Here is an 11253-nt window from a genome sequence, read left to right on the forward strand (position 1 = left end):
TGAACCAGCAAACGAAGCCCCGGGGCGAGTGCCCCGGGGCTTCGTCGTTCTCCCGGGACCCTCGCCCCACCCGATCCGCCAGCGACACAGCGGCGACACATTGGCGAGGAGAAGGTCCCATGAGCGAGATCCAGCACGACCACCGCAGGCTCGGCCGCGAGCTCGGCCTGTTCGACACCGACCCGCTGATCGGCGCCGGGCTGCCGTACTGGCTCCCCGACGGCGCGGTGGTGCGGCATGAGGTCGAGGAGTACATCCGGTCCGCGGAAAGACGTGCCGGATACCGGCACGTCTACTCGCCGGTGCTCGGCAAACGCGAGCTGTACGAGATCTCCGGCCACTGGCAGCACTACAGCGACGACATGTTCCCGCCGATGGACCTCGGCGCCGAGCAGATGGTGCTGCGGCCCAGCCTGTGCCCGACCCACGCGCTGATCTACCGTTCCCGCGCGCACAGCTACCGCGAGTTGCCGTTGCGGATGGCCGAGATCGGCGGGATGTACCGCTCGGAGATGTCCGGGGCGCTCGGCGGCCTGACCCGGGTCCGGGCCATCACCCTGAACGACGCGCACATCTTCTGCACCCTGGAGCAGGTCCGGGCCGAGGCGCAGGACGCGCTGAAACTGATCCGCGACGCCTACGACGCGCTCGGGATCCAGGCGGCGCGGATCCGGCTGTCGCTGCCCGGACCCGGCGGGAAGTACGTCGACAAGCCGCAGATGTGGGAGCGCGCCACCGGGATGCTGCGCGAGGTGCTGGCCGCCTCCGGCCTGGAGTATGAGGAGGCCGAGGGCGAGGCGGCGTTCTACGGCCCGAAGATCGACGTACAGATCGCCGACCCGGCCGGCCGCGAGTCGACCCTGTCGACCGTCCAGATCGACTTCCACCAGCCCGAGCAGTTCGGCCTGGAGTACATCGGCGCCGACGGAGCCCGGCACCGGCCGGTCATGGTGCACCGCAGCATCGTGGGCAGCATGGAGCGGGTGATGGCGCACCTGATCGAGCAGCACGGCGGCGCCTTCCCCGCCTGGCTGGCCCCGGTGCAGGTGGCGGTGCTGCCGGTCGGCGAGGACGAGGCGGACGCGGCCCGGGAGTTCCACGAGCTGTGCCTGGACCTCGGCCTGCGCTCGCAGCTGCTGGACCGCGAGCAGGGAACCCTCGGCGCGCGGATCCGCGAGGCGCGGCTGGCGCCCTACCAGGCGGTGATCGGAGGACGGGAGGCGGCGGCCGGCGCGGTCGCGATCCGGCTGCGCGACGGGCGGAAGCTGGAGGCGATGTCGGTGGCCGAGGCCGGGAAGCGGATCGCCGAGCGGGTCGCGGCTCGCGGGAAGGTGCTGTGGGCGGAGTAGTGGCGTAGTGCGGGTCTGCTGCCGGCGGTCCAGCCGACTTGGCCGACTCAGCCGACTTGTGGTGCGACCGGAGCCGGCGCCGACGCCGCGATCTCGGCGTCGTGCTCCGCCCCGGCGATCAGCACCTGGTCCGGCAGCACGATCACCAGGGAGCCCGGCTCGGCGGTGCCGGCCGCCAGCGCCGCCTCGCGCCACACGTCCGGGGCCGGGAGCACGCGGTGGGTGGTGAGGGTCAGGGCGCCGCCGTCCCAGCCGAGGTAGCGTGCGCCGTCCACCCAGGGCAGCGCCGGCTCCTCGCCGAGCACGACCAGGTACTCCGGGTCGGCGACCAGGCGCAGCGGCGCGCCGTCGGCGATCAGGGCGCGCGCCGCCTCGGCCAGGGCCGCGGCGACCGGGCCTGTGCCGAGTACCGCCGCCGCCCGCAGGGCCGGTTCGCGGCGCTGCCAGGACTCGACCGTGTCGTGGCTCGTCGCGTGCCGGACTTCGCAGATCGTCATCGCCCCGCCCCCGTCGCTCGCGTGTTCACCGCAAAAGGATACGCAGCGCGGCGGCGCCCGGGGACTGTCCGCCCGCCATGCGAGCATGGTCACATGCTGCTGCGCATCGAGGGACGCGATCTGCCGGGCATGCCGCGCATCGCGGTGGCCGTCCAGGGCAAGGGCAAGCCGGCGGAGTTGCTGGACCCGGTGCGCGGTGACGCCGACGAGGCGGTGTGGGAGCTGAGCGTGGAGCCGTTCACCACCAAGGGCGGCGAGCACACGCTGCGAGGCCGGCAGGTGCAGGACGGGATCGGCGGCCGCTTCGTCTACCTGTCGTGGAACCGGATCGGCGAGGACGGCGGCTACACCATGTTCTGCCGCTCGAAGCTGATGCTCTCCGCGATCCCGCCGGAGGTGTACGAGGCCGCCGTCGCCGCCGGTGCGCTGCGTGCGCAGTTCCCGCTGACCGACGACAAGGGCCAGCCGATCACCGCGCGGCTGCTGCCGCCGGCCGTGGAGTGGACCGCGGGCTGAGGTTGAGGCCAAGACTGAGGCTGGGACCGAGACCGAGGTCGAGGCCGCCCGGTTCCGAAGAAGATGGACTGCCGCCCGAGTAGTACGTCTGCAGGACACCCGGCGGCAGTCCACTTCTTCGAATATACGCGCGAACCGGGCCTCTTCGGCGGCGCCGCGCCCGGCCCGTCGCGGGCGTTCGATCCCCCATTCAGGGCACCCCGCGCACCGGGACCAACCTGCGGAATTCCTCCCGTACCGCGCATAGCCGTTTGACTGCTGCGAATGCGGTAACAGCCGACGATATGTATGACTGGGACGAAGTCCTGCGTGACGCCGAACGCTCGCCTGGAGCCGGGCCCGGCGCCCAGGACCGTCTCATCGTCAACATGGGGCCGCAGCACCCCTCGACGCACGGGGTGCTGCGGCTGATCCTGGAGATCGAGGGCGAGAGCGTCGTCGAGGCGCGCTGCGGCATCGGCTACCTGCACACCGGGATCGAGAAGAACCTGGAGTACCGCAACTGGACCCAGGCGGTGACCTTCCTGACCCGCGCCGACTATCTGATGCCGCTGTTCAACGAGACCGTGTACTGCCGCGCGGTGGAGGCGCTGCTCGACGTCGAGGACCAGGTGCCGCCGCGCGCGAACGTCATCAGGGTCCTGCTGATGGAGCTGAACCGCATCTCCTCGCACCTGGTGGCGCTGGCCACCGGCGGCATGGAGCTCGGCGCGATGACCGTGATGACCGACGGCTTCCGGGACCGCGAGCCGATCCTGGACATCCTGGAGGCGATCACCGGCAACCGGATGAACCACGCCTACGTACGGCCCGGCGGGCTCGCGCAGGACCTGCCGGAGGGGATCGACGAGGCCATCAGGACCCTGATTGCGGAGTTCCCGAAGCGGCTCCTGGAATACGAGAAGCTGCTGAACGCCAACCCGGTCTTCATGGGACGCACCAAGGACGTCGGCCATCTGGACCTGCCCGGCTGCATGGCCCTGGGCGTCACCGGTCCCATCCTGCGGGCCACCGGGCTGCCGCACGACCTGCGCAAGTCGGATCCGTATCTGGACTACGAGACGTACGACTTCCAGGTGCCCACCGAGACCTCCTGCGACGCCTACGGCCGCTACCTGGTGCGGCTGCACGAGATGGCCGAGTCGTTGCGCATCGTCGAGCAGGCCCTGGACCGGCTGGAGCCCGGGCCCGTGATGCTCGCCGACCCGAAGATCGCCTGGCCGGCCCGCCTGGGCCTGGGCGCCGACGGCCTGGGCACCACCGAGGAGTGGGTCCAGCACATCATGGCGCAGTCGATGGAGGCGCTGATCCACCACTTCAAGCAGGTCACCGAGGGCTTCGCGGTGCCCGCCGGGCAGGTGTACTCCTTCGTGGAGTCCCCGCGCGGCGAACTGGGGGCGCACGTGGTCAGCGACGGCGGGACCCGGCCGTACCGCGTGCACCTGCGGGACCCCTCGTTCACGCATCTGCAGGCGGTGTCGGCGATGGCCGAGGGCGGGATGCTGGCCGACGTCGTGGCGGTGGTGGCCTCGGTGGATCCCGTGCTGGGCGGCGCGGACCGCTGAACCGGCCGCTGCGCTGAGGTATTGACTGTGCACGTCCCGTGACTAGGTTCGAGGCATCGAACTCTGCGAAAGGGGACGCACGTGAACCAGAAGCAGAAACTCAGGCGGCGCCACGGGAAAATCCGCCGCCACCGCACCATCGCCCGCATCCGCCACCACCACCTGCACGGCCGGCATCTGGGCTGACGGAACCCTGGGCTGACGGAACACTGGGCCAGCGGGACCCGGGGCCGGCGACACGCCGCGAATCTTCTTTACACAAACCCTTGTCGCGTAAAGCATCCTCGGTCAGACTGTGGGCATGGAGCACTTCGACGTGGTCGTGGTCGGCGCGGGCCTGTCCGGGATCGGGGCCGGGTACCGGCTGCAGACCGAATGCCCGGGGCGCAGCTACGTGATCCTGGAGGCCCGGGACGCGATCGGCGGGACGTGGGACCTGTTCCGGTATCCCGGCGTGCGGTCGGACTCCGACATGTTCACGCTGGGGTACGCCTTCAGGCCGTGGCGCGAGCCCAAGTCGATCGCCGATGGGGACACCATCCGGGACTACATCCGCTCCACCGCCAAGCAGTTCCGGATCGAGGACAAGATCCGGTTCCGGACCAAGGTCGTGGGCACCGACTGGTCCAGCGAGCAGCAGCGGTGGACCGTCACGGTCGAGCAGGGCACCGGGCAGGGGGACGGCGACGGCGCTGGTGAGCGCCGCACGCTGACCTGCGACTTCCTGTACTCCTGCGCCGGGTACTACGACTACGGCAGCGGCTACACCCCCGACTTCCCGGGGCTGGAGGACTTCGGCGGCACGGTCGTGCACCCGCAGTTCTGGCCCGAGGACCTGGACTACGCCGGCAAGCGCGTCGTGGTCATCGGCAGCGGCGCGACGGCGGTGACGCTGGTGCCCTCGATGGCGCGCGAGGCCGGGCACGTCACCATGCTCCAGCGCTCGCCGAGCTGGATCGGCGCGGTGCCGGGCCGGGACAAGCTGGCCGACCAGCTGCGCGCGGTGCTGCCGCCGCGCGTCGCGCACCGGATCATCCGGGCCAAGAACATCGCCTTCACGATCGGCGTCTACCAGTTCTGCCGCCGCCGTCCGGCCGCCGCGCGCAAGGTGCTCACGAAGCTGGCGACCAGGTTCCTGAAGGACGAGGCGCTGGTGCGCGAGCACTTCACGCCGAGCTACAACCCGTGGGAGCAGCGGCTGTGCGCGGCCCCGGACGCCGACTTCTTCCGGGCCATCCGCGGCGGCAAGGCCGACGTGGTCACCGACCACATCGAGGCCTTCGTGCCCGAGGGCATCCGGCTGGTCTCGGGCAAGGTGCTGCCGGCCGACGTCGTGGTCACCGCGACCGGCCTGCGCCTGCTGGCCTTCGGCGGGATCGCGCCGAAGGTCGACGGCGTCGAGGTGCCGCTGGCCGAGCAGTTCGTGTGGCGCGGCGCGATGGTGACCGGCATCCCGAACTTCGCGGTCTGCATCGGCTACACCAACGCCTCCTGGACGCTGCGCGGGGACCTGAGCTCGCGGCTGGTGTGCAAGGTGCTGAACCACATGGCGGCACGCGACTTCGCCTCGGTGGTGCCGGCGCCCGACGGCAAGCTGCGCGAGCGGCCGCTGCTGGACCTGAGCTCGGGCTACATCCGGCGCTCGATCCAGGAGTTCCCGCGCGCCGGGCACCGCAGTCCGTGGCGGGTGCGGCAGAACTACATCCTGGACGCGGCCACTACCATGCGGACAGATCTGGACAGGACGCTGCGTCCCACGCGGCGGGAGAAGGCGAGGACTGGTTCGTGACCACAGTGAGCGGGATCCCGAAGCTGCCGCCGTTCCGTTTCAACGGCGCGGTCGCGGTGGTGACCGGGGCGGCCGGCGGCATGGGGGAGCAGCTCGCCTACGGCCTGGCGCTGCGCGGGACCCACCTGGTGCTGGTGGACCGCGACGCCGAGCGGCTGACGGCGGTCGCCGGGACCGTGACGCGGCGCCGGCCCGAGGCCCGGGTGCGCACGTTCGTCGCCGACCTGTCCGACGCCGCCGCCGTCGGCAAGCTCGCCGCCGACATCCTCGAGGCCGAGCCGGTCCTCAACCTGCTGGTCAACAACGCCGGAGTGGCGCTGGCCGGGACCTTCGCCGAGACCTCGGCCGAGGAGTTCGACTGGGTGATGGCGGTCAACTTCGCCGCCCCGGTGGCCCTGACGCGGGCGCTGCTGCCCCGGCTGCGGGAGTCGGCCGGCAGCCACGTGGTGAACACCTCCAGCCTGTTCGGCCTGATCGCCCCGCCCGGGCAGAGTGCTTACTCGGCCAGCAAGTTCGCTTTGCGCGGCTTCACTGAGGCGCTGCGGCACGAGCTGGCCGGCGAGGTCGGCGTGACGTGTGTGCACCCCGGCGGCATCAAGACCCGCATCGCCCTGGACGCGCGCGTGGCCGCCGGTGCCGACCAGGAGCAGAGCGTGAAGGCGATGCGGGCGTTCAACAGGGTCCTGACCTACCCCGCCGACCGTGCCGCGGCCCGGATCATCGAGGGGGTGCGGCACCGGCGTGGCAGGGTGCTGATCGCGCTGTCGGCGCGGGTGCCGGACCTGCTGGCCCGGTTGTTCCCGGCGACGTACTGGGATGCCTTCGTGCGGTTGAACCCGCGGGCCGGTGCCAAGCGCTAGCGGTGCTGGCCAGGGTGCTCGTCAGGGAGTTGGTCAGGGTGCTGGTTCAGCGGTCCGAGCGTGCGTCGATCAGGCAGATGAACGCCAGCGCCACGGCGACGACGGCGGCGATGAGGATGACCAGGCCCATGGGGAACATGTGCGACTCCTCGGATCGGGTGGTTTCTTAGAGCTTCGATCCGGGAGGAAGGATCGTCCAGAGGCGGATGGCACGACAATCCATCAGGGTATCAACACCCGAATAAGTAGTCCGTGACGTAGGGATCCCGATCCCCTGCGTGTCGCGGCGGCCTACCGTGGCCCGCATGGTGCGTGTGTTGTCCGTCCCGGCCTCGGTGCTCTACGCGGTCTGCTTCCCGGTGCTCATGCCGGTGCGGCTCGCCTGGAACTGGCTGCGGGTGCGCGGTGAGCTGCGCGGTGTGGTGTGGTCCACGGAGAGCCTGCGGATGGCGGCGCACGAGATCGCGCTGCTGGTGTGGCCCCCGCTGGCGGCCTTCGGGACCTGGGGGCTGTACTCGGCCTCCGGGTGGGGCCCCGGCGGCGTCGACGGGGACCTGCGCGGCGCGGTGCTGGGCTGGCTGGCCGCGGGCCTGGTCGTGCTGGCGGTGTACGGGGCCCGGTACGGCGATGTCGGCGGCGCGGACGACCACGCCGGCGCCGTCGAGGGCGACGGCGGGCGTGGCGGTGGCGGTGGCGAGAGCGACGGCGGGCGTGGCGGCGGGCGTGCTGGCGGGCGTGACGCCGGCGGCGATCCGGCCGTGCCCGCGCACCCCCTGCGCTACTTGGCCCGCTACGGCGCGGTGTTCAGCCTGTACCTGGTCGTGGCCCTGACCCTGGTGCTGGTACCCGTGGCGCTTATCCTCAGCATCTGATCGGCCGCTGATCTATCCTCGACGCATGCGCGCGGCCATCCTCGTCGAGGGAGTGAGCGACCAGGCGGCGCTGTGCGCGCTGGCTCTGCGACGGGGCCGCGACCTGGCCGCCGAGGGCATCGAGGTGGTCGCGATGGACGGCGCCACCAACGCCGCGCGCTATCTGCACGACTACGGCCCCCATGGCCGCGGCCTGGTACTGGCCGGGTTGTTCGACGAGGCCGAGGAGCGCTTCTTCCGCCTGGGCCTGGAGCGCGCCGGGTTCGACCCGGGCCCGAAGACCGAGGACCTGGAGGAGTTCGGCTTCTTCGTCTGCCGCGCCGACCTGGAGGACGAACTCATCCGCGCGGTCGGCGCCGAGGAGGTGCTCCGCCTGGTGATCGCCGAAGGCGGGGAACGCTCGTTCCGCACCCTTCAGCGCCAGCCCGCGATGCGGGACAAGAGCCTGGTGCACCAGCTGCGGCGGATGATGGGCGGCCGCAGCGGCGGCAAGGAGCGCTGGGCGCGGCTGCTGGTCGAGATGGTGCCCTCGGATCAGGTGCCGTATCCGCTCGACGCGGTGCTGGCCCGGGTGTAACGCGAAATGAGCCGGGGCAAGGCTTTCAGCGCTTGTGTCTACCTCCCGGTGGAGAGTCGGTTCTCCGTTTCGGCCGAGAACAGCCTGATGCCCCGCAGCGGGGTCGGCGTGCGGGGCATCAGGGATCTCACAGGGACGCGGGCGTCCCGGGGTCGGCGTCGGCGTCGGACCTGAGCGGCGGCGCCGGCGTCATCGGCGTGACGTCAGGCGACGTCAGCAGGGCCCGTCGTCGGTCCACACGCCGGCCGCGCCGCCGGGGGTGTCGGCCTCGGTCCACCACTTGGCCGTCCACTGGTGGCCGTTGTACGACACCACCGCGCCGCCGTTGTACGCGGTCTGCGAGTTCCAGGCCGCCGCGGTGCACGTCCCGCCACCGCCGCCGGTGGACGACGTGGACGTGGTCGGCGTGGTCGGAGGCGTGGTGCTCGGGGTGGTGCTGGTGGTCGGCGGCGGCGGGGGCGGGGTGGCCACGCCGGCGAACTGCGCCGTGAACTTCGTGAAGTCCCAGGCGTTCTGCGGGACCGAGGAGCAGCTCCCGGACAGCGTGCCGTTGTTGTCCGGCGGGCTGCACTGCCGGTCGCGGTTCACCGACCAGTAGGTGTAGCGCGCCAGGCCGTGGCTGGTCGCGTAGTTCAGCACCGTCTGGAAGTCCGACTGGTAGAAGAACTCCGCGGCGTCGGTGCGGCCGTTCATCATCGACACGCCCTCGTGCTGGTAGGCGGTCGTGGAGTCCCAGCCCATGTGCGTCTCCAGCAGGCCGTGGAACGCCTCCAGGGCCGAGACCTGCGAGGCGGCGCCGCTGAAGCCGCCGTCGAAGGGCATGATGGAGAAGTTGTTCGGCGTGAAGCCGATCGTGTGCGCCTGGTCCAGCAGCTGCGTGCCGAACCAGCCGGTGCCGGCGCTGGTGCCGGGCATCGTCACCGAGACGTACAGGCCCGGGTTGTTCTTCTGCAGCGTCTGCGCGGCGCCGAGCTCGTTGGCGATGGCCGCGGTGTTCTCGTACTCCGGCTCTTCGAGGTCGAAGTCGATCGCGTGCAGCGAGTAGGTGGTGATGACCTGCTGGTAGGCCGCCGCGGTGGCCGCGACGCTGCCGCAGGTCTGGCCCAGCTTGGTGCCGCCGTAGCCGCCGACCGAGACCGAGACGTCGCCGCCCTTGCCGCGGATGGTGCTGATGACGGCCGGGATGGTGGTGTCCGAGCCGATGGGGCTGGTGCCGCCCCAGGTCGCCGAACAGCCGCCGCCGTTGGGCGCCAGGATGAACGCCAGCTGGAAGGCCTTCTGGCCGGTGGCGTCCATCACCGCCGAGACGTCCGGCGGCGAGTTGTCCTCCGGCATCAGGTAGGGCGCTGAGGCGTACCAGGTGCTGCTGAGCGGGGCCGAGCCGGGCGCGGCGTGGCCGGTGGCGGCCAGCGCCATGGTGGTGCCGGCGGCGAGGGCCAATGCCGCTGTGGGCAAAGCCAATCGCCGCTTCAAACTAGCGGTTGCCATGGGGTCTCCGAAACGTGGCGGGGAGGGAGGGAAGAGCAGACTCCGGAGTCGCGAATCATGATTGGACTAGACCAGCTCCCCGTCAAGGGTTCCGGGTAAAGCGCCGGCAAATAAGGGTCAAGCGCGAGTGATCGCTCGGTTGACCTGCGAGAAAAGATCAGTGGTTTAGACCCTTGACAGCAGTCAGTGGTCTAATCCACTTTGGGTGTCAGGGCGATTACATCGCCCCGCACTGTCACCTTCCTGTCCCCACACGGAAAGGTACGACCCCCGCATGAAGACTCCACCCCCGGGCCGCCGCCGCACGGCGGTCCGGTCCGGCGCGTTGCTCGTCGCCGCGATAGCCGCGACGGCCACCGCCCTCGCGCACAGCGCCTCGGCCAGTCCGAAGGCGGCCGCCGCCGGCGCCAGCGTGTACTCGGTCGCCCCGTACGTCGACATGTCCAACGGCCAGGAGCCGGTCCTGGACACCGCGATCACCGGGCACGGCCTGAAGGCCTACACCGCGGCCTTCGTCATCGGGACCGGCTGCACCCAGGAATGGGGCGACACCCTCCCGGTCGGCAACGACTCCTACACCGACCCCGAGATCGCCCGCGCCAAGTCCGAGGGCGCCTCGGTCATCATCTCCTCCGGCGGCGCCGCCGGCGAGCCGCTGGCCTGGACGTGCACCAACCAGTCCCAGATCCAGGCCGGCTACCAGGCCATCATCAGCGACTACGGCGTGAACCAGCTCGACTTCGACGTCGAGGGCGCCGCCGTCGCCGACCAGACCTCGGCCACCCGCCACTTCACCGCCATGAAGGCCCTGCAGGCGGCCAACCCCGGCCTGCAGTTCTCGATGACGCTCCCGGTGCTGCCCTCGGGCCTGACCCAGGACGGCGTCAACATCCTGCAAAGCGCCAAGAACGTGGGCGTGAAGATCAACGTGGTCAACATCATGACCATGGACTACTACCAGGGTCAGCAGGACATGGGCGCGGCGGCGGTCAAGGCCGCGCAGAGCACGCTGGCGCAGATGAAGTCGGTGGACTCCAGCTACACCTACGCCAACCTCGGCATCACCCCGATGATCGGCGTCAACGACGACGGCTCGACCTTCACCGCCGCCAACGCCGCCACCGTCGAGCAGTTCGCCGCCGCCAACGGCGTCGGACGCCTGGCGTACTGGTCGGTCGACCGCGACCAGCCCTGCCCCGGCGGCGCCGGCGGCGGCGCGTCCTCGACGTGCAGCGGGGTGAGCAGCGCCAAGCTGGCCTTCGCCGACGCGTTCGTGCCGTACACCGGCAGCGGCGGCGGGACCGGCGGGACGACCGGCGGCACCACCGGCGGGACGACCGGAGGCACCACGGGCGGCACCACCGGAGGTACCACGGGCGGGACGACCGGCGGCGGTGGCTGCTCGGCGACGCCGTGGAGCTCGACCACCTCCTACGTCCCGAACGACGTGGTGTCGTACAACGGCCACAGCTGGACGGCGACGTACTGGTCGACCGGCGTGACGCCGGGCTCGGCCATCGCCTGGAACATCTGGAAGGACGACGGCGCCTGCTGAGCAGAAGCCCCCGAGCGGCCTGACGATGGCAGCCGCCGCCCCGGTTTGGTTCCAGGCCGGGGCGGCGGCGTTTGTGCGCCCAGCATGGGTGGTTGTTTGGGGGTGGAAGTCCCCTGGAGGAGGAGGCGGTCCTAACTCCGAGCCGGAGGCAAGGGCGTCATCGTGAGGTGGGGTCTGGAGGAAGC

General features: G+C 71.0%; 10 protein-coding genes. 8 read left to right on the plus strand and 2 right to left on the minus strand.

Annotated elements, in window-relative coordinates; all coding sequences use genetic code 11:
- Positions 1–119: 119 nt before the first annotated feature.
- The gene (gene thrS / locus ABIA35_RS25320) at positions 120–1349 is read left to right on the plus strand and encodes a threonine--tRNA ligase (RefSeq protein ID WP_370344940.1); all 1230 of its coding nucleotides are present in this window, start codon (positions 120–122) and stop codon (positions 1347–1349) included.
- A 47-nt stretch (positions 1350–1396) separates the two neighbouring features.
- Here thrS and ABIA35_RS25325 read toward each other — a convergent pair whose 3' ends face one another.
- On the minus strand, positions 1397–1846 hold the full coding sequence (locus tag ABIA35_RS25325; RefSeq protein WP_370344941.1) for a hypothetical protein: 450 nt from the start codon (positions 1844–1846) through the stop codon (positions 1397–1399).
- A 93-nt stretch (positions 1847–1939) separates the two neighbouring features.
- On the opposite strand from ABIA35_RS25325, the gene ABIA35_RS25330 reads away from it, so the two are divergent.
- From ABIA35_RS25330 to ABIA35_RS25355, 6 genes are all read left to right on the plus strand, one after another.
- Positions 1940–2362 (plus strand): DUF5990 family protein, encoded by a 423-nt coding sequence (locus ABIA35_RS25330; protein WP_370344942.1) that lies wholly within the window; start codon positions 1940–1942, stop codon positions 2360–2362.
- A 284-nt stretch (positions 2363–2646) separates the two neighbouring features.
- Positions 2647–3927 carry an NADH-quinone oxidoreductase subunit D gene (locus ABIA35_RS25335; protein ID WP_370344943.1) on the plus strand — a complete coding sequence of 427 codons (1281 nt, stop codon included), beginning with the start codon at positions 2647–2649 and terminating at the stop codon, positions 3925–3927.
- A 301-nt stretch (positions 3928–4228) separates the two neighbouring features.
- Positions 4229–5716 (plus strand): flavin-containing monooxygenase, encoded by a 1488-nt coding sequence (locus tag ABIA35_RS25340; protein ID WP_370359533.1) that lies wholly within the window; start codon positions 4229–4231, stop codon positions 5714–5716.
- Complete coding sequence (locus ABIA35_RS25345; RefSeq protein ID WP_370359534.1) at positions 5713–6576, plus strand: SDR family NAD(P)-dependent oxidoreductase; 864 nt, start codon at positions 5713–5715, stop codon at positions 6574–6576. The genes ABIA35_RS25340 and ABIA35_RS25345 overlap by 4 nt, the downstream gene beginning before the upstream one ends.
- Before the next feature lie 305 nt (positions 6577–6881).
- Positions 6882–7448: a hypothetical protein gene (locus ABIA35_RS25350; RefSeq protein ID WP_370344946.1), complete on the plus strand. Its 567-nt coding sequence runs from the start codon at positions 6882–6884 to the stop codon at positions 7446–7448.
- A gap of 25 nt (positions 7449–7473) precedes the next feature.
- Positions 7474–8025 carry a TOPRIM nucleotidyl transferase/hydrolase domain-containing protein gene (locus tag ABIA35_RS25355; RefSeq protein WP_370359535.1) on the plus strand — a complete coding sequence of 184 codons (552 nt, stop codon included), beginning with the start codon at positions 7474–7476 and terminating at the stop codon, positions 8023–8025.
- Between the two features lie 213 nt (positions 8026–8238).
- On the opposite strand, the gene ABIA35_RS25360 is transcribed toward ABIA35_RS25355, so the two are convergent.
- Positions 8239–9513, minus strand: coding sequence for a chitinase (locus ABIA35_RS25360; protein WP_370359536.1), 1275 nt, complete (start codon positions 9511–9513; stop codon positions 8239–8241).
- Between the two features lie 274 nt (positions 9514–9787).
- Between ABIA35_RS25360 and ABIA35_RS25365 the strand changes: the two genes are divergently transcribed.
- On the plus strand, positions 9788–11068 hold the full coding sequence (locus tag ABIA35_RS25365; RefSeq protein WP_370359538.1) for a chitinase: 1281 nt from the start codon (positions 9788–9790) through the stop codon (positions 11066–11068).
- Positions 11069–11253 lie beyond the last annotated feature (185 nt).

It is taken from the genome of Catenulispora sp. MAP12-49 (genome assembly GCF_041262705.1).
In the GTDB taxonomy this organism is placed as follows: domain Bacteria; phylum Actinomycetota; class Actinomycetes; order Streptomycetales; family Catenulisporaceae; genus Catenulispora.

Coding starts and splice junctions, on each gene's coding strand:
- thrS (WP_370344940.1), top strand. CDS start 120: ATGAGCGAGATCCAGCACGACCACCGCAGGCTCGGCCGCGAGCTCGGC.
- ABIA35_RS25325 (WP_370344941.1), bottom strand. CDS start 1,846: ATGACGATCTGCGAAGTCCGGCACGCGACGAGCCACGACACGGTCGAG.
- ABIA35_RS25330 (WP_370344942.1), top strand. CDS start 1,940: ATGCTGCTGCGCATCGAGGGACGCGATCTGCCGGGCATGCCGCGCATC.
- ABIA35_RS25335 (WP_370344943.1), top strand. CDS start 2,647: ATGTATGACTGGGACGAAGTCCTGCGTGACGCCGAACGCTCGCCTGGA.
- ABIA35_RS25340 (WP_370359533.1), top strand. CDS start 4,229: ATGGAGCACTTCGACGTGGTCGTGGTCGGCGCGGGCCTGTCCGGGATC.
- ABIA35_RS25350 (WP_370344946.1), top strand. CDS start 6,882: ATGGTGCGTGTGTTGTCCGTCCCGGCCTCGGTGCTCTACGCGGTCTGC.
- ABIA35_RS25355 (WP_370359535.1), top strand. CDS start 7,474: ATGCGCGCGGCCATCCTCGTCGAGGGAGTGAGCGACCAGGCGGCGCTG.
- ABIA35_RS25360 (WP_370359536.1), bottom strand. CDS start 9,513: ATGGCAACCGCTAGTTTGAAGCGGCGATTGGCTTTGCCCACAGCGGCA.
- ABIA35_RS25365 (WP_370359538.1), top strand. CDS start 9,788: ATGAAGACTCCACCCCCGGGCCGCCGCCGCACGGCGGTCCGGTCCGGC.